This is a genomic window from Lactiplantibacillus sp. YT640 (assembly GCF_049745435.1).
Classification (GTDB): Bacteria; Bacillota; Bacilli; order Lactobacillales; family Lactobacillaceae; genus Lactiplantibacillus; species Lactiplantibacillus plantarum.
This window is the reverse complement of sequence record NZ_JBMNVY010000001.1, coordinates 226,570-244,639: the sequence shown is the minus strand read 5'-3', so window position 1 is coordinate 244,639 and position 18,070 is coordinate 226,570. Positions and strand designations below refer to the sequence as shown.

Genomic DNA, 18,070 nt, shown 5'->3' with positions numbered 1-18,070 from the left:
CATATTTTAATTGGTTTTTAATTATTCCTGTTATAATAACGCTACCTAAGCTGATACTAGTGATGGTGATTAGTTAAGGATGAACGGGTCTGACGCAATCAGCTCAGCCTAACATCGTCGATTCCGGTTCCATGAACCGAGTTTATGTGGAAAGGAGCGACTGGTTGTTTAATCGCCAGTCAACGATGCTAATGAAAATTTTGATAACAGTCGAGAATTTAGTGATGGATGGTGTCAAACGAGCGGCGACGGTCCTCGGCAATGCGTTGACCTCGCAAGCCGAAGTTGCCTTTTACTCCTTGGCCCAACCCCGGTCTTTCTATGAACTGAGCGCACCGCTTATCACGGCGCGCCGGCCTGCAAGTGCGACGGTACTTAATTACTTTGGCGCTGATCCGTTGACCGTTTATGCGCCTCAAATAGATGATTTACTCACGACGATTGGGTCGGGAGCTTACGATGCCGTTATTCTCCCGGGAGGTTTACTGACGAGTTTTGCTCCGGCAATCAAACAGCGTTTTCCACGGGTCAATGTCATTGCGTGGATGCACAATAATGTTGATATCTACCTCAATCAGTATTACGTCCAAATGCAAGATGAACTGGTCGCAGGGCTCTTAGCGGCTGATACGGTCGTGACATTGACCGATTATGATTGGGAAGGCTACTCACGTTTTAACGCCCATACGGTCAAGTTCTATAATCCACCGACCATGCAAGCTCATGGTCAGCAGGCCGACTTGGCGCAACATATCATTGCCTACACTGGTCGTATTGACCTGCAACATAAGGGGCTCGATTATTTGTTGACAGTTGCGCGAGCCTTGCCCGATGATTGGCAAATTGCAGTCGCGGGGACTGGTCCCGAAGACCAATTAGCAACGTTCAATCGGTTGATGGCTGAACTCGATGTTCGTGACCGCATTATTTATCGGGGTGCACTGAAAGATACTGAGTTACGGGCGCATTATCAACAGGCGAGTGTCTTCATGATGACTTCGCGTTGGGAAGGGATGCCATTAGTTATGGGGGAAGCGATGACGATGGGGTTACCGATCGTCTCAATGTGGAATACTGGCTCAGCCGAGTACTTGCAGGGTGGCCAGTACGGTGTGTTGACTCCGGCCCGCGATGTGAATGCTCTGATTACTGGCTTAATGCCACTGTTAACTGATTTTGAATGTCGCGCTGAATATGCCGCGCGCGCTCGGCAACGCAGTCATGACTTTACCTTGAGCAAGATTGTCCGGCAGTGGCTGGCACTATTGAATCGCCAATATGTTCCGCAAACGGTCGTCGAATCAAATTGGCCTGCGGATTTGAGTAGTGGGGGACATTAGCCTGTCATAGCGGTCATGATAATCGCTCAGTACCTAGGACCTGAATGGTTGGTGCTGAGCTTTTTTGTCATTGATGGTGGGGATTTTCTTTGGATAGAACTATTATATAAAAATTATGAATTCTATTAATCAATTTGCAAACGCGTGACGACTTTGATACACTCAATCAAAAGGTCAGCCGTGCCTGACCGCATTGGAGGAGCTTGCTATTGAAGACAACGTGGCTGGCTAGTTTACTAGTCACAATCTTTTGGGGCGCCGTATTGGGGCTCGTTGTAACGTATTTAGGTGGGGCGATGGTCGAGGCTTTGACCGCCACCCCCATCGTTCGTGAACCACTCAAAGCCATGGCGGTGGGTATCATATTGGCAGTGATGAGTGGGTTATTAGTGACAACGCACCATTAAGAACTGTATGCTGGCTTTAAGGGCGCTTAGCCGACCGTTAACAAGCTTGATAAATTAAAAATGATTCGCCTTCTTGTCAGAGGAAGGTGAATCATTTTTTAGTGTAGATGAATCACGGGGTTCAATGGTGAACTAACTGTCCGGAGTGCGTTGCGCAAATGCTCACGATTTGGATAGTCGGAGTAGTTTGAGTAACGTACCGGCAAGTTCTTCACGTTGATGGGCTGGCAGATCACTCAGGTAGTCGAGTAATGCAACAACATTAGGTGATTGGAGAAGCTCGTCGCGAAAGAAGTCCGCTATTTTTAAATTCAGAGTTTCAGCGATTGCGGTCAAACTTTGTAGTTTAATGTTATCGACCTTACCACGTTCGAGTCGAGAAATTAGCGAGATTGAAACATTCGATTGTTCGGCCAATTGCTCGATGGTGATGCCGTGTTGCTGTCGGCGTTGCCGAATGATTTTGCCTATCTCGGTTAACATGGGAATCCTCCTTAATCCATTAAGCGTCTTAGCACTAATTTTAGAGGTTTCGCTATGCTTGAAACAGAGCTGTAAGTACCTTATAAGTACCGTTATAAGGTCATTAAAGCTTTTGATACGTGATGCTAATTAAATCACGTTACTTTGCTTTCAGTTATCGAACTCATGCTGAATTTGTGATCCGTTGAATGTGACAAAGCAATTATTAGGTTACGGTTAATGATAAAATAGCAACATACTATAAAGGTCTTTAAATACTTCTTTTAGTCGTATATAATGTTATTAAAGCTTTGCTATAACGCTATTAAATAATTAGTATAGCTTGCAAAGCAGAATAGAAATCAGAGTGTTGGGAGGAGCTTATTTCATCGGATGTCAAATTAATGGAGGAGTGTACCAAAAATGAAAATATGTCCAAATTGTCAGCATGAAAATGAGGCTGATAATGTTTTTTGCGAAAATTGCGGAGCGGATCTGACTCATATTGACAGTGCTGAACGAACGCAAGCCAGTGGAACGGAGCAGAAACTCGGGGATTCAAGGCAATATCAAGCTCATAAACCAGCTAAGACGCAGCAATCAAGGTGGTTGCGAATCAGTGGAAACGTGCTCGCAGTCGTCATTATTGTGGGAGGTGGATTTGGGTTTTATCAATATCACACTGGTAAAAATCAGCAGATTGCCGCGGAAGTCGAAATGATGACTAGTAATAAGCCCACGACATTGTCGAAACACTTAGTTAGCGATAATACTGGGTTAAAAATCACAAAACAGTCCGTAAAGCCCTTAATGACCTATATCCAAAAACATCCCCAGTACGCACAAGATCTGAAAACAGACTTACAGCATAACGGTTATTCTAGTGATCACACGTTTGTTGTTAAGCAAATCGGAACTAAGTGGACACTATTCCCAACTTACAAATTACGCGTCACCACGATGCAGCCGTTAATCACGACCAATCTAAAAAATGCCACACTGGAAGCAAATGACATCGAATTGGTGACCACCGAAAGTGCGCATGCCACTTATAAGGTTGGTCCGCTGTTTCCGGGGACCTATATGTTTAAACTAAGTAATTCTGACACGACAATCACGCACAAGGTTAATCTGATGGGGCACGCGAACGTCCATGAATTAATTTCGTTAGTTGCGAATAAAAAGGCAGCGACAACGTCAACGGCGAATACTGACACCAAAGCTACCACTGCCAGTGATGAATCAGACTCGAGTTTAATCAACAGCGAGAATGAATCGCAGAGTGGTACGGGCAGTGCTTATGATGATTTGTCTAGTTCAGCTCAGACAGCTATGTCAGAAATTGCCGCGGCTACCGGTGGGGATATTAGTGATTATGATTATACGGCGAGTGAACCACACACGGATGTGTATGAAATTAAATGCTATGTTAGTGGTACTAATGATTTAGCAGATACTTATCGATATGATGATGTTAATGATATTCTAGCGCGCTACAACACGAGTACCGGTAAGTTTGAAACGGTAGATTCAAATGATTAACGAGAAATTTATGATTAATTTGGAGGATGTTTAAATGAATAAGCAGGCACTTTTTTGCTCGCAGTGTGGCAATCAACTGAAAGCCGGGGCGAAGTTTTGCCCGAAATGTGGTGCTGTGGTTGCCCCAAACCAGGAAATTCCGGATCAAGGGCAGTCAGTTGCCGAATCCGAGAATACGGTTGAACGTAGTAGTGATGATACCGTCAATAAAATTTTGACCACAGATACCGTCCAACATGTCAAAAAGTTCTCTGGAAGCTACTTTTCGTGGTTTAAGATGACGATCCGGCATCCCGGTCATCCGATTGAACCGACTAATCGGTACTTTGGACTAACTTCGATCGGTCTTGAGGCCTTTTTACTGGTTTTATCAATTGCGTTAATCTTACGTAAGGCACAAAATGTCGCCAATGATTTTACTAGTTCATTGACTGGTGGTAGTTCGGAAGCTGCGATTCATGCTGGCAGCTTTATCCTAAAAACGAGTATGCTGGTGTTTTTCATGTTTCTTGGGATATATGCGATTTATGTTAGCATTGCCTATGCCTTTCGCCGCGTTGTTAATACTGGTTCGATGCAATTTAGTGATTTTATCAATCAATTTGCAGCAATTACGAATTTGATTCTAATCTTTAATCTACTCACGTTGCTTTTGACGATTCTCACTGGAACTGGTAATTTTTCTGGCATGACTGGATTGTTCTTCTTTATGATCCCAACCATCGGGATTATGAATCTGGCATTTATTTATATCATTATTGATAATGTTGTGAAGCCCCATATTGACAAATTTTATGCGTTAATCATTGCTGAAATCGCATTAGGTTTTGCACTATCTGTTTATGTCATGATATTAGCCGTTTTAGGTGGCAATATGCTTTTCTCACAACTATCGTCACTATTTTCGTAAGCGTTAGTACCGTCGGATTACCGCCGTGACGGATTAGTTAATTTTTAAAGAGACGATGCCATGGATTCAGAGCGGAAAAAAAGGGGACCAGATTTTGAAAAAAAGTGAAACTGTCTGTATCAGTCTGCTGTTACTGTTATTTATTAGCGGTTGTGGTAGCTCACAGCAGGCCTCGCAAGCGTCACATGCGGATAAGAAGCATGGCGTTAGTGTGGTCAAAGTGAAGCCCAAAGTGATTACTGATAAGGCGCACAAAACAAATGATGCAACTAAGGCAACGAGTACGTCAGTCAACGCAAGTTCTCAGTCGACAAAAATAACGTCTCAACAACGAGGGGCTACGACTATGAATCTTAATGAGATCAGTCAGGGCTCCTATGGGAGTTTGTTAGGTGACTGGAAGGAAGTTGCTAGTAGTGTCAATAAGCATGATACTAAGGGCGATGTTTGGCAATCTCCCGAGGCTGGCGCTAAATTAACCGTAAAAGACACGAAAATCAGTGACGGTGAAATGGCCTTAGCAAGCGGGAAATTTGAAGATGCGAATGGTGATGAAGAGGCTGTTACTACTACCATCAAACAGGAAAAAGGCGCACTGCATATCGATGGTGATATCGGTGCAGCTGCCGTCACGTACTGGTTTTATCCAAAGGGAGTTGCAATCAGTGGCTGGGGTGATAACGTTCCTGCCACCATTGAGACGGATACTGAGCGAATCATAACGCGCACAAGTAATAATTCTTATGTAAAAGTTTTTGAACGTCAAACGACCGCCGCCAATACGGGAAACCGCAAGTCGACAATGGCGCTCGGCCAGATTAAAACTGGTGATTATTCAAGTTTGAATGGGACTTGGCAAAATGGACAAGGAAATCAAATCAAGATTCATAATCAGCGGATGAAATTTAGAGATTTTGGCCTGACGCAAGACGCTACTCCGGGGACGATTACTAAACTCAAAATGGATGTGCCATCATTAGATGATCAGCAAGGAAATTCTAAGACGGTTGATGGATTGAAGTATCATCAACAATTAACTTATCAAACCTCAAACGGTGCCAGCATGCTTCAAGGCAGTTTTTCAATATCAGGCTCATCTGGCGGACTTTATGATGTGGTATTTATGCCCGGTGGAAATAATGCTGACCTAAATAATGGTGATAGTAGTCGGGACCGTATTGCGGCGTTAGGAACGCAAAATGATCCCCAAAACATTCCAAGTGATAAGATTTATTATCGCTCAAATTAACAGTTTAGAGGCATAATTAAGCTCTTTGTGGCTAAGATAAATATGCAGGTGTCAAAAAAAGGAAGCTCACTGAGCTTCCTTTTTGGACCCTTCAAGATAGATACTTTCATAACAGTTTGATGGCAAGCGTCGGTAGCCAGCTGAATGAAGTTGAACTTGCTTAGTCAGTAGCGCTCAATTAAATGCGGACTATTAAATAAACTTGGCAATGGGGCCGGTACCGTCACCCGTGTGGTGCTAAATGGAAGTTGTAGATCCAACAATTGGGCATGTAACATCAGCCGAGGTGCCGACTCCGCTTGCGAGTCGTAAAGTGGATCACCGATAATCGGGTGGTCACTGGCGGCCAAGTGGACCCGTAGCTGATGGGTACGGCCAGTATGCAGGGTCAGTTTAACTAAACTCTGATGGGCGGTTGTTGCACATACTTCGTAGTCGGTGAGTGCTGGCTGGGCATCGGCCGTGTTGACCCAGCGTTTGCGTTTGTCGGTAGCATCGTGACCGATTGGCGCGGTGAAATGCCCAGTTGGCGTGGCAAAGTGACCACGTACCCAGGCATAATAAGTCCGGCGAATTTGCTTGTCACTGATTAAGCGGTCTAAAATCGGGACGACGACCGGGTTCAATGCGACTAGCATCGCACCAGAAGTCATCTGGTCGAGCCGGTGAACCATGTATGGCACCTGCTGAGTTGGTTGGAGTGTGGCTGCTAGGTCATTTAAAATTGATCCGGTTTCACCTGGTTGATTAGGATGCGATTTCACGCCAGCGGGTTTATCAACGACTAACAGATCGCTGTTTTGATATAAAATCGTGGCTGGGGCCGTGGCAGCCGCAATATAGTTCGAGGTCGGAGTCCGAAAGTCACTGGGGATAAACGTCAGCGTCAGGTAATCACCAGTATTGACGAGTTGTGCAATCGACGTTGGTGTACCGTTCAGCTGAATCCGCCGCGTTTGGCGTAACTGGCCCTGAATCCGCTTTGGAATCAGCCAAGTCCGAAGGCAAGCCCGAATCGACTGTTGATTCAAACTAGACGGGATAGTGAGTTGATAAGTCCAGGTCATGAATAAAGCTCCTTTATAACGGGGAAGAAGACGGGCAACGCACGGAAACCACTAAAAAAGTCTGGAACGTATCCAGACTTTTTTGTTAGTCTTCTTTTTTAGCGGTCGGCTTAACGATCAAAACGTCACAAATTGCGTTGCGACTGACGTAGGTGGTTACGGAACCGACCATCAAACGTTCAACGGCAGATAAGCCGGTTGAACCAATCATAATTAATTCATTATGGTGGTCAGCGGGAAATTCACGCGCGATAACCGTTTTGGGATTACCAAAACGAACATGGACATCAACGTCGGTCACCCCAGCGTCAATTGTTTGTTGCTTGAGTTCTTCCAAGCGCTTTTGAACGTCTTCCGACAACTTGTAGATGACATCACCACTGACCGCACCGCCGTACGTGTCACTAAATTGGTTGACTTCCAACACGTTTAAAATGTCGAGATGGGTCTTGTTACGCTTAGCGACTTCGATGCCCCGCCGAAGAACTTCGTCGGTAGCCTTGGAGCCATCAACTGGTACCAGGATATTTTGATATTGTTGTAACATAATGGTTACCCCCGTTTGATATGGCTAGTTAATAACTATATTTTAGCATTAATTTTCAGCAATGTAAGCATTTAAAATCGATTTATGATTAGGTACGTTTAGCTGGAGTGTCTAAGTTAGGTAGCAATTGAGTAACAATAGCAAGGAAAGCATTTTTCGAGGAGTATTAGCACCAGTGATGATTATCTGCGAGTGAAGAGATTGGGATTGATGTAGCTGTTATTACTCAACTTTTAGCAAACAAATACGTAATTATGAAGTATGTACTAAGGAAATACCGACTAATATATTGAGATACGGTTGTTTGAATGTTCTAACAATAGTGGATAGTTATGGTGTTATATTTTGCAATTGTGACGTCTCAAAACGATGTCACAATAACATTATATGTTTTGTTAATCATAAATATTAACAGTGAGTAGTTTATTTAGGCTATTAAAGTGCTGGACTTTTATTTTACGCAAATTGGCAATCGTAACGGGCCGTGATAAGGTTTAAACTAAAGTTGATATGTTTGCTTTACGTAAAATGTAAGTATTTATAACTATAACGAAGAAAAGAAACTTGTTTGTTGTTAGCATTAAAACATCTGAAATCTCTAAAACATGAAAAAGATCGTCAATGTAAGCGTTGACATATCGAGAATAGGGTGGTTTAATATTGATGTAGGTTGTTATAACAACATGACAAGTCGTGGAGATAAAAACAAAATGGCTAGTTCAAAAATTGTTCCACTTTATCAGAGCATGCTTAATGATTTGATTCGTCAGATTGAGTCTGGTGAGTTGGTAGAAAATGCTAAGTTACCATCAGAGCAGAAACTTGGTGAAAAGTATGATGTTTCCCGGATTACTGTTAGACGCGCACTAGCAGAGCTGGAAAATAAAGATTATATTTACAAAAAACAAGGACAAGGTTCGTTTGTAAAAAACAAAGAGGACATTGATTTAGGTATTCATTACCTAGATGTCCGCAAAGCAATTGAAAATATGAATGCTGTTCCAGAAATAAGACTTGAAGCGTTTAAATTGATTGTGGATGGTTCGGAGTCTGATGTTCGAAAAGTAATGGAAATAAACTCCGATGTTTATTTGTATTATCTACGTTATATGGTTTATGCAGATCATCGACCTGTCTTCCATGAACAAGTCTATTTACCTTTTGAGCGCTTCCCACGTATTTTTAACAGCGAGATTGTTAATAATGATTTGATGCCTTTTTTGGTTAAAAAGTATGGACTAAAGGCTAGTTTCTTTTCACATACTCAACCTGCGTTAATTACTAAAAGTAACCGGAAAGAATTTGACTTAAATGTTGGCGATCCAATGATTTATATGCAGACACGTGGAATAGAAGAGAAAGAAATAATTTACTATAGAAAAGCAGCCGTGGTAGGAAATCTGATTATGTATATCGTAGGTTAATTACTATCCGCTGTGAATAGAGGGATAAATATGAGTGAACCAAATATTGTGCTTACAAGAATCGATAACCGACTAGTTCATGGACAAGTTGGTGTTGTTTGGACTTCCTCTGTTGGAGCCAATTTATTATTGGTTGCTAATGATGAAACTGCCAATGATCAATTGCAACAAGAGCTGATGGCAGCAACTGCTGAAACATCTGGAGTTGGAATTCGATTTTGGACAATTGACAAGACTATCAGTACTATTCATAAAGCAAGTCCGCGACAACATATCTTTTTGGTGATTCGCAATGCTCAAGATGCTCGTCGATTAGTAGAGGGTGGTGTTCCAGTAAAAAATCTGAATCTTGGAAATATGCATTTTTCGAAGGGAAAGGTCCAAGTAACCAAGTATACTTATATGGATGATCAGGACAAGGCTGATTTAAAATATTGTGCGGATCATGGTGTGAATGTTTATGTTCAAGAAGTTCCGGAAGATAAAAAACAACCTTTGGAAGAGGTGATCTAGATGCAAGTCACCTTAATTCAGGGTCTCCTGATTGGACTATTTGCTTTAATTGCAGGTATTGATTTTTGGCTAGAGGGCTTGTATATATTTCGACCAATGATCGTATGTACAGTGACTGGTGCTATTTTAGGTAATCTGACTCTTGGTATTATTGCTGGTGGTTTAACAGAGTTAGCTTTTGCTGGGTTAACACCAGTTGGTGGGACACAGCCACCTAATCCAATTATGGCAGGAATTATGACAGTCGTATTGGCGTATACCACCGGAAAAACACCTTCAACGGCTATTGGGTTGGCACTCCCATTTAGTATTTTAATGCAATATATCATTTTGTTTTATTATTCGGCGTTTTCAGTCCTTACTAAAAAATTAGATGCATATGCGGCGAATGTTGAAACTAAAAAATTCACAAGATTAGCGCTGTTACCTACAGTACTTGTTGCATTAACATATGGTGTGATTGCTTTTCTGTGTGTTTATGGTGCTCAAGAACCAATGAAGGCATTGGTTAATTCTATGCCCGTCTGGTTAAGTCATGGCTTTGAAATTGCAGGTAATATCTTACCCGCAGTTGGATTTGGATTGTTGCTTAAAAGTATGTTAAAAGCTGAATACGTCCCATATTTATTACTTGGTTTTACAGCGGCGTGCTTTATTAAGTTTGGTAATTTGATGCCGGTTGCGGTAATTGGGATTTCACTTGCTTTTATTGAGTTTTATCACAATAAAAAACAAACCGATAACGAGAAAAAACTTAAATCAATGATTGAAAGTGCCAGTGGAAACGGAGATGATGGCGATGGCATCTAATTCACCAATATCAGAACGAGGTAGATTAACGAAGCATGATGTACGAATGCTTGGTTGGCGATCACTGTTTAATCAGTCTGCAATGAACTATGAACGGATGCAGGCAGATGGTTGGACATTGGCAATGTTGCCATCACTAAGAAAAATTTATGGTAATGATAAAGAGGGCCTAGCTGCTGCTCTTGAATCAAACTTGCAATTTATTAACACTAATAATTATGCTGCACCGCTGTTGATGGGTTTAGAAGCATCTCTTGAAGAACATGGCGAAAAAAGATCGACAATTGACGGACTGAGAATTGCATTGTTTGGTCCATTGGCTGGTATCGGGGACGCGATTACATGGTTCACAATCTTACCAATTGTTGCTGGAATTACAGCGTCTTTTGCTAAACAGGGCAGTATTCTTGGCCCATTAGTTTTTTTCCTAGTCTATTTAGCAATGTTTGTAGCACGGGCGCCAATTGCATTATTGGGATACAACGCCGGCACAAAAGCTATTTCAAAAATTCGCGAAAATTCAGGAATCGTATCACATTGTGCTAGCATTCTGGGGTGCACTGTTATTGGGGGATTAATTGCTACTTATGTACAAATTGCGGTTAAAACAAAGATTCCAGTTTCAGCAGGGCATACGATTGCAATTCAAACACAATTTTTTGATCGGATTTTCCCTAATTTATTGCCATTAGGGTATACCTTCTTATTGTATTGGCTATTAAAGAAGAAAAATGTGAGTCCCGTAGTCTTAATATTAGGAACATTTATGTTGGCAATCCTTTTCTCATGGATGGGGGTTCTTTAGAATGAAGATAATAGTTAGTGGACACGGAAATTATGCAAGTGGACTACAATCAACAATTCATTTGTTAGCAGGTGATATTGCCAATATCGAGTATATAGATTTTACTGATAACATGGATGATATTCAGCTTAGTGAGCGATTTCAACGTGCTGTAATTGGTGAGAATAATGTTGTCTTTATGTGCGATTTACTAGGTGGTACGCCATTCAAGGAAGCTGTTAAGTTAAGTCAAGTGAGTGAAAAAGATATTGCGGTTACAAGTGGTTGCAATGTTGGTGCATTGCTTGAAGTGGGTTTTGAGCTTACAACATATTCAGCTCCGGCTAAAAAATTGGCTGAAAAATTAGTTAAAATCAGCCAGGTACAAACTAAAGTTTTTCATCATCAAGCTATTCAAGTTGATGATGGGGTAGAAGGTATTTAGCGAAATATACAGATTGTCCGATTAACAAGTTATCTGTTGATCGGATTTTTTGTTTGGAATATGTTATTTTGAATAGAAAAAGTGCACATTATAAATATTTTGATGAAGATAAAGAATTATGACTTTTTTGGTTACAGAGTGTTTTTTTAAAATTAACAATTGTGAGTGAAGTCTATTGGATAACCAGCTATCTTTAATTAGTTTCAAGTGTTTAAAAGTGAAGTTAATTTTAACAAAGTTAATATTATCAAGGGATTTAGGCAAGTAACGATACTAATAATGATAACTAACTGGTAATTGGTTAATAATTTAAAATGATAACGGTGTCAATCAATTGATATTAATAAAATAATTCGAAGCGATCTCGTTTGAATGTCCCTCTTCGACATGCTAATATTATTCTGTAATAGCAGGTGCTACAGGGGAATTAAATCGGTTGTGTTAACAGCTAACTCACGGAAAGTTTGGGGATTTTAAAATTGAAAATTGGAATGACAAAAAAAGTAGTAACTTCATTATTGCTAAGTACCGCTTTGCTGCCGATGTTGAGTGGTAAAGCTGATACGGCAAGTGCAAATCAAAAACTGGCAGCTGCGACTAAGGGAAACAGCGCTGCTTCAGCTGCAAGCCAACAAGTGACCTTAAGTGCTGGCAGTCAGACGGAAACGACAGCGGCCGGTGCGACTGACCAATCAGTTGCCAGTGACGGTGCCAAGACTGACGATCAAGCTGAATCGACCAGCACGACGACGGCTACTACCAGTGCAACAAGTCGTGTCACAGTGCGGGCAGCCAGTCAAGCCGCTAAAGCTGACAGTACAGGACCGCAAAGCCAGTCCTCCGCCAGTGAAGCTGCCAAGGATAACGCGGCTGCTAGTGCTACGGCGGACTCCACAACTAGTGCTGTTGATCAACTTGATAAAACGGCCAAAGCTAGTGCAGCCACGAGCCAAGCCAGTCACAGTACGACTAATGAGACGGCTAAAGCCAGCGCGGCCGCAAGTCAGGATAGTCATGTCACTACGGACCAATCCAGCGCGACTGTGACGAGTGAAGTAGCCAAATCAGCCGCATCGTCAGCCGCACCTAAGCAAGCGACTGAGCAGGCGGTAGCCGCGAAAATCTCACCAAAGATTGAGACGGCTGTGGCGGCTGATGCGGTCCAGTCATCAGCGATGATGGCACGGTCCACGCGGGCAATGACTAGTCAGGAAATCTTCCTGAGTCAGATTAAAGCGGGGGCAATCTCTGGTTGGAACAAGTATCAAGTCTTGCCATCAGTCACGGCCGCACAGGCAATTCTGGAAAGTGGTTGGGGACAATCACAACTTGCAACTCAGGGAAACAACTTATTCGGTATCAAGGGAAGTTATCAAGGGCAATCAATCTACTTCCCAACCCAGGAATGGAATGGCTCACAATACATTACGATTCAAGACGCTTTTCGGAAGTACCCGAATTGGTCAGCTAGTGTTGAAGATCATGGCGCCTTTTTGGTTGTCAATCCGCGTTACAGCAATTTAATTGGGGTTACCGATTATCGGCGCGTTGCCAGTCTCTTGCAACAAGACGGCTACGCAACCGCGCCAACGTACGCGAGTTCGCTGATCAGCATCATTGAATATAACAAGCTACACGAGTGGGATCAAGAAGCGCTCAGTGGTCAGGCAAGTGGCGGAAATGATAATAACCAAGTTCAGCCTGATCAAGACGTCACCCCAACCAGTGGTACACATAAGTTTACTAAGACAACGACAATTCACAATGCGCCGGACGCCACGAGTGCCGTAGTGGGTACTTACAACGCTGGTGAAACAGTCAATTACAATGGTAAGTTAACGGTCGGTAATGCAACTTGGTTACGCTATCAGTCCTATTCTGGCGTATCACGGTATGTGATGATTAGTCAAACAACAACTAATGATAATAATAACCAGGCGACAGTTACGCCAGCTAGTGGGTCGTATAAGTTTACCGCAAAGACCAACATTCGATCAGCCGCAAGCAAAACGGCTCAAGTGGTCGGCACTTATAATGCTGGTGAGACGGTTTACTATAATGGCAAGATTACCACGGGTGGGACAACTTGGTTACGGTATTTATCCTATTCAGGCGCTCAGCATTACGTGGCTATGAGTGGTGATGAGGTTGGTGCTGTGGCTAAACCGGACGTGGTTGCAACCAGTGGGTCGTATCGTTTCACGAAAACGACAGCAATCAAGAGTTCACCTGCAACTAGTGCGACAACGGTTGGGTCTTATAATGCTGGCGATACGGTCTATTACAATGGTAAGGTGACGACAAATGGTCAGACTTGGTTACGTTACATGTCTTACTCAGGTGCCCAGCATTATGTGCAAATTAGTGGTGAGAGTACGTCGACCAATGTTGATAAACCGCAAGTAACGCCTCAAAGTGGTAGTTATCGCTTTACGCAAACAACGGCGATTAAGAATACACCGGCCGGAAATGCCCCAAGTGTCGGTACCTATAGTGCTGGTGATACAGTCTACTACAACGCTAAGGTAACGGCTAACGGCCAGACTTGGTTACGGTATTTGTCTTATTTGGGCGCCCAACATTACGTAGCGATTAGTGGTAATGCCGCTACCGGAAATACGACGTCTAAGCCGGTAACAAACAGTCAAGGGGCGTTCCGCTTCGTAACGACGACTAATATTCGTACGGCGCCAAGTACGCGCGCAAGCGTTGTCGGTGAATATAACCCAGGTGAAACGGTTTATTACAATGGGACGGTTCAAGCTGAGGGTTACACGTGGCTCCGATATCTGAGTCGCTCCGGTGCAACGCACTATGTTGCTAAGCTTGAAGGCTAGGCATATTAGTTGTTCCGGCGTCCAAATGGCTTTATACTAAGGATATTGAAATGGAATAGCGATTACGACCGCTATTAATGTTTCGGCAACCTAGTTGGCTTCGGCTGACTAGGTTGTTTTTTTACTCGGTTTGCAATCGCTTACATTGTATGCTATATTGGATTTATCGGAAGAGTCACAGGTCAGTATCAAACTGTTACCCAATTGTTGTAACAAACCCGTCAAGTGATAGCTAGTGCAGTATAGCAGCGTTTCCGCTAATTTCGGATAACTGACTGGCCCAACCTCCATCTATTGATGGCACGGTTATGTCCACGGAGAACGGATTGCCGCCAATCAAACGTTCACGGATGTGGATAGTGAATCAGTCATCTTGTGGTGTGAAGAATGCCACGCCAAACTTTTTGTATGATTCTTCCAAAAAATGGGCTCACATTGTGGGTCCTTTTTTCATCTTGCTGTATGATTAAAGTAACCTAAAGCTGAAGGAGATTTTAAAACATGTATTATGTCGCAATGAAAGATCATGAGATTGGCCGTAACTTGGCAACCGAACAATATTTAATGAATAACGTGGATTTCGATGAACCATTAGTTTTGTTCTACTATGAAGAACCGTGCATCATTGTTGGTCGGAACCAGAACACCCTTGAAGAAATTAATGCCGACTATGTCCGGGAACATCACATTACCGTAACGCGGCGTCTCTCTGGTGGTGGGGCTGTGTATCAAGATCTTGGTAACCTCTGCTTCAGCTTTGTGGTGGATAGTGACAGTCAAGAGTTTGGCGACTTTAAGACATTTACCAAGCCAATCATTGATGCGCTTCACGATATGGGGGCGACGACAGCGACGGTCAGTGGTCGCAATGATTTGCTCGTTGATGGTAAGAAATTCTCCGGTAACGCCATGTATTCACGGAATGGCAAGACGTTCTCCCATGGCACTTTGATGTTGAATGTTGATTTAAACGTTGTCCCACATGCGCTAACAGTCCCGACCGACAAGATTGCTTCCAAAGGTATTAAGTCCGTTCGGAGTCGGGTCACGAATTTACGGCCTTATTTAGCGCCAGAATATCAGAATATCACGGTGCCAGAATTTCAGGATGCCCTGTTAAAAGAGTTGTTCCATGTTGATTCGTTGGATCAGATTGCGGATAAGGAATATCACGTGACACCTGAACAACAAAAAGCTATTGATAAAATTTACGAAGACTATTATGCTAATTGGGATTGGGTTTACGGTAAATCACCGGAATTCTCGGTTAAGCGGCGTCAACACTTTGATATGGGAACCATTGATGCGCGGATCTCGGTTGATGACGGCTTGATCAATAACATTAAATTTTATGGTGATTTCTTTGGTAGTGGCAACGTTCAAGATATTGAAGCCGCCCTTAAAGGTGTGCGGTACGACCATGAGGCCATCACTAAAGCGCTGGCAGATATTGATTTAAATCAGTACTTCACGGGAATTGAACGGTCAGCCGTTATTGACTTAATTGCCCAATAATAGGAGTGATTTGTTGAAACTGACTCGCTTAGTTGCATTTGCGTTTGTGTCCTTTTTTTGTTACGGTATCGTCAATTGGATGATGTCGACTAGCCATTTTCACCTGCAGGCAAAAAATATTTCGGTAGCGGAAATGTGGCAGGGGTTGCTGATTGCCCTAGTCTTATATTTTCTAGGCGTTCTAGCAGTGTATATTAATCGTATGCTGGGTTTTTACGTCCTAGGGTTAGTTGTACTGATATATAGCTTAGGACTTGTCAGCGCCTTAATGTCGGGCTATCAGAGTACGGCTGGCATGGAAATTAAACTGGCGTTAGAAGTTATGGGTGTGATTGGATTGGGAATCAACTTTTATACGTTGGTGTTACTGACTCGCTGGCGACGTGCAAATTAACGAAATTGAATAATGAATGAGGGATAATGTTTTATGCAACGAAACGTACAAGCTTTTATTGATGATGTTACGGCTGACAAGGTTACGCAGGATAGCTTGACTGGTACCTATGCCAAACTAGCGACCAAGGTTAAGCCTTGGCTGGCGAAGCTGGTAGCGGCACTCAATGCCGACCAGCTTGCCCAAGTGACGCTGACGGCTAAGCATGAGCCAGCTATCAGCTTTCGGTTGGAGACGAGTGTTATTAATTTGCCACTGGCTAATCTGACCGAAATTGGAAAGGTTACGGCGGCAGAGGATACGCTGCCAATCAACGTTTACATGATTGCAGAATCCGATGCGTTACCGTCAGGATTGCGAATTGATGAGCTGGGAAGCGTTGCCGACGTGCTCGCTGATCAAGCCAACGCTGAAAAGTTATTAACCGATTGGCTGACGGCTCAGACTGATCGCTTAGACCAGATCACGGCGGCGGAAGCTTAAACGTAATCTTTACGAGTTAATTACTAAATCTTTACATGACTATGGTAAGGTAAGAATTGATATTGGAGCCAAGCCAAAATCAAAATACCAATGGAATTGAGTGTGTCGTTCATTAAATCGAACGGGATACTCAATTTTTTTGGTTGCGAAAAGTTAAGTACTGCGGCCCAACTGTGGTGAGTAGGAGCCACGAATTTTGTGGCGGTGCGACTTGCATTTTATCAATGAAGATGATATGGTAGTCCATGCGATGAGTCGATAGAGTCAGATCGTTAGCAATAACGGTTCCGCGCGAGCGGCTAGTGACTAATATTGATAGCGGGGCACGTTTCTCTGACGTATTTCAGAGTGTCTGGGTCACTGACATTGTGGAGTGTCACTCCCGCTGGTTTTACCAGTGCCGCGATGAACGCGTGTTAACCATTTTCGGATGGCTGACACGCGTTTTTTTTGCGTACAGATCACGCATAAGACTTTCATAGGGTGGACTATTCGGCAAAAGCGGTGGTCGACTGGATAGTCGTAAAATAAAACGGACGGCCATCAGGATAAGATTATCCCGGCGACCGTCCGTCAATGGACTGAAAGATTAGTCCTCTTCGTTCATTGCAGCTGCTGACTCGGTGTTAGCAGTTGCCCGTTGCATTTTTCCAAGCACACCGCGGGCGATTGGGCCGACGATGATGAGTTGGAGTGGTAATGCAACAATCAAGTTAAAGATCCAAGTGTGACCGTAAGTCGCTAAAACGTGACTTCCGGACAATTCACCTTCCACTGCAATCCCGAAGAGGGACATGCAAGTTACCATGCCAAGAACCATCAAGACGGAGATGGTAATCCCAATCAAGACAACCCGTTTGCGCATGTAATCATTAATGATATATTTGAAAGCTAATCGTTTGGCAATTGGTCCCACGACCAATAAGTCTAAAATGATGGCAACGAATAAACCGAGTGGGTAGCCACTAAGGATTGCCATTACTAACCCGTTGCTGAAACCTTGAGCAAGGGTAACGTTATAGGCGGTCATCACAAAGACCATTAAACCGGCCATAATGGCGGTAAAGACAACTTCTTCTTTTAAATTACGTGGCATTCTATTCACACACTCCTAGTTTTTTTGTATCGGTTGATTACTATAGCATGCGAAGGGGGCCTCACATAAGTAACAATTTGATGACAAATTATGAAACGGTTACATTGTTAGCCTGTTTTGGGCCGTAGTCGGGTGTCATTTACGATATACTTATAAGGGGCAGTATGATGGCAAAATGAACTTTAAAGAAATAAGGTTGTGGAAACAGCTTTCAAGTTAACAAAATTCATTTCTGCTGATGCCAC

The 18,070-nt window shown here is 43.0% G+C and carries 18 protein-coding genes; 14 read left to right on the top strand and 4 right to left on the bottom strand.

Going from position 1 to position 18,070, the window contains the following annotated elements:
• Positions 1 to 191 precede the first annotated feature (191 nt).
• Positions 192 to 1,340: a glycosyltransferase gene (locus ACOV1R_RS01170; RefSeq protein WP_043993034.1), complete on the top strand. Its 1,149-nt coding sequence runs from the start codon at positions 192 to 194 to the stop codon at positions 1,338 to 1,340.
• A gap of 209 nt (positions 1,341 to 1,549) precedes the next feature.
• Positions 1,550 to 1,747, top strand: coding sequence for a DUF2929 family protein (locus ACOV1R_RS01165; RefSeq protein ID WP_003645904.1), 198 nt, complete (start codon positions 1,550 to 1,552; stop codon positions 1,745 to 1,747).
• Positions 1,748 to 1,909: 162 nt separating this feature from the next.
• Here ACOV1R_RS01165 and ACOV1R_RS01160 read toward each other — a convergent pair whose 3' ends face one another.
• Positions 1,910 to 2,230: a helix-turn-helix domain-containing protein gene (locus tag ACOV1R_RS01160; protein WP_003642643.1), complete on the bottom strand. Its 321-nt coding sequence runs from the start codon at positions 2,228 to 2,230 to the stop codon at positions 1,910 to 1,912.
• Positions 2,231 to 2,632: 402 nt separating this feature from the next.
• Here ACOV1R_RS01160 and ACOV1R_RS01155 point away from each other — a divergent pair, with 402 nt between their 5' ends.
• From ACOV1R_RS01155 to ACOV1R_RS01145, 3 genes are all read left to right on the top strand, one after another.
• Entirely contained in the window at positions 2,633 to 3,751 is a 1,119-nt protein-coding gene (locus ACOV1R_RS01155; RefSeq protein WP_027822333.1) for a zinc ribbon domain-containing protein, read from the top strand.
• A gap of 34 nt (positions 3,752 to 3,785) precedes the next feature.
• Positions 3,786 to 4,661: a zinc ribbon domain-containing protein gene (locus ACOV1R_RS01150; protein WP_015380705.1), complete on the top strand. Its 876-nt coding sequence runs from the start codon at positions 3,786 to 3,788 to the stop codon at positions 4,659 to 4,661.
• Positions 4,662 to 4,755: 94 nt separating this feature from the next.
• Complete coding sequence (locus ACOV1R_RS01145; protein ID WP_217203101.1) at positions 4,756 to 5,910, top strand: DUF6287 domain-containing protein; 1,155 nt, start codon at positions 4,756 to 4,758, stop codon at positions 5,908 to 5,910.
• 164 nt (positions 5,911 to 6,074) lie between these two features.
• Here ACOV1R_RS01145 and ACOV1R_RS01140 read toward each other — a convergent pair whose 3' ends face one another.
• Both ACOV1R_RS01140 and ACOV1R_RS01135 read right to left on the bottom strand, forming a co-directional pair.
• Positions 6,075 to 6,977: an RluA family pseudouridine synthase gene (locus ACOV1R_RS01140; RefSeq protein WP_128484971.1), complete on the bottom strand. Its 903-nt coding sequence runs from the start codon at positions 6,975 to 6,977 to the stop codon at positions 6,075 to 6,077.
• An 85-nt stretch (positions 6,978 to 7,062) separates the two neighbouring features.
• The gene (locus tag ACOV1R_RS01135) at positions 7,063 to 7,524 is read right to left on the bottom strand and encodes a universal stress protein (RefSeq protein ID WP_003642648.1); all 462 of its coding nucleotides are present in this window, start codon (positions 7,522 to 7,524) and stop codon (positions 7,063 to 7,065) included.
• A gap of 605 nt (positions 7,525 to 8,129) precedes the next feature.
• Between ACOV1R_RS01135 and ACOV1R_RS01130 the strand changes: the two genes are divergently transcribed.
• The 9 genes from ACOV1R_RS01130 (at position 8,130) to ACOV1R_RS01090 (ending at position 16,729) form a co-directional block, all read left to right on the top strand.
• Positions 8,130 to 8,948 (top strand): GntR family transcriptional regulator, encoded by an 819-nt coding sequence (locus ACOV1R_RS01130; RefSeq protein ID WP_021356256.1) that lies wholly within the window; start codon positions 8,130 to 8,132, stop codon positions 8,946 to 8,948.
• Positions 8,949 to 8,978: 30 nt separating this feature from the next.
• Entirely contained in the window at positions 8,979 to 9,461 is a 483-nt protein-coding gene (gene agaB, locus ACOV1R_RS01125) for a PTS galactosamine transporter subunit IIB (protein ID WP_011101867.1), read from the top strand.
• Positions 9,462 to 10,271, top strand: a complete 810-nt coding sequence (agaC, locus tag ACOV1R_RS01120; protein ID WP_011101866.1) for a PTS galactosamine transporter subunit IIC — start codon at positions 9,462 to 9,464, stop codon at positions 10,269 to 10,271.
• Positions 10,261 to 11,076, top strand: coding sequence for a PTS galactosamine transporter subunit IID (agaD, locus tag ACOV1R_RS01115; protein ID WP_011101865.1), 816 nt, complete (start codon positions 10,261 to 10,263; stop codon positions 11,074 to 11,076). Before agaC ends, agaD begins: the two co-directional genes overlap by 11 nt.
• Position 11,077: 1 nt before the next feature.
• On the top strand, positions 11,078 to 11,500 hold the full coding sequence (locus ACOV1R_RS01110; RefSeq protein ID WP_011101864.1) for a PTS sugar transporter subunit IIA: 423 nt from the start codon (positions 11,078 to 11,080) through the stop codon (positions 11,498 to 11,500).
• Between the two features lie 479 nt (positions 11,501 to 11,979).
• Positions 11,980 to 14,337 carry an SH3 domain-containing protein gene (locus tag ACOV1R_RS01105; protein WP_054519116.1) on the top strand — a complete coding sequence of 786 codons (2,358 nt, stop codon included), beginning with the start codon at positions 11,980 to 11,982 and terminating at the stop codon, positions 14,335 to 14,337.
• Between the two features lie 501 nt (positions 14,338 to 14,838).
• The gene (locus ACOV1R_RS01100) at positions 14,839 to 15,852 is read left to right on the top strand and encodes a lipoate--protein ligase (RefSeq protein ID WP_097558166.1); all 1,014 of its coding nucleotides are present in this window, start codon (positions 14,839 to 14,841) and stop codon (positions 15,850 to 15,852) included.
• 13 nt (positions 15,853 to 15,865) lie between these two features.
• The gene (locus tag ACOV1R_RS01095) at positions 15,866 to 16,246 is read left to right on the top strand and encodes a hypothetical protein (protein WP_003642651.1); all 381 of its coding nucleotides are present in this window, start codon (positions 15,866 to 15,868) and stop codon (positions 16,244 to 16,246) included.
• Positions 16,247 to 16,279: 33 nt separating this feature from the next.
• On the top strand, positions 16,280 to 16,729 hold the full coding sequence (locus ACOV1R_RS01090; protein WP_003642652.1) for a hypothetical protein: 450 nt from the start codon (positions 16,280 to 16,282) through the stop codon (positions 16,727 to 16,729).
• 589 nt (positions 16,730 to 17,318) lie between these two features.
• On the opposite strand, the gene ACOV1R_RS01085 is transcribed toward ACOV1R_RS01090, so the two are convergent.
• The gene (locus ACOV1R_RS01085; protein WP_003642653.1) at positions 17,319 to 17,825 is read right to left on the bottom strand and encodes a DUF2798 domain-containing protein; all 507 of its coding nucleotides are present in this window, start codon (positions 17,823 to 17,825) and stop codon (positions 17,319 to 17,321) included.
• Positions 17,826 to 18,070: the final 245 nt, after the last annotated feature.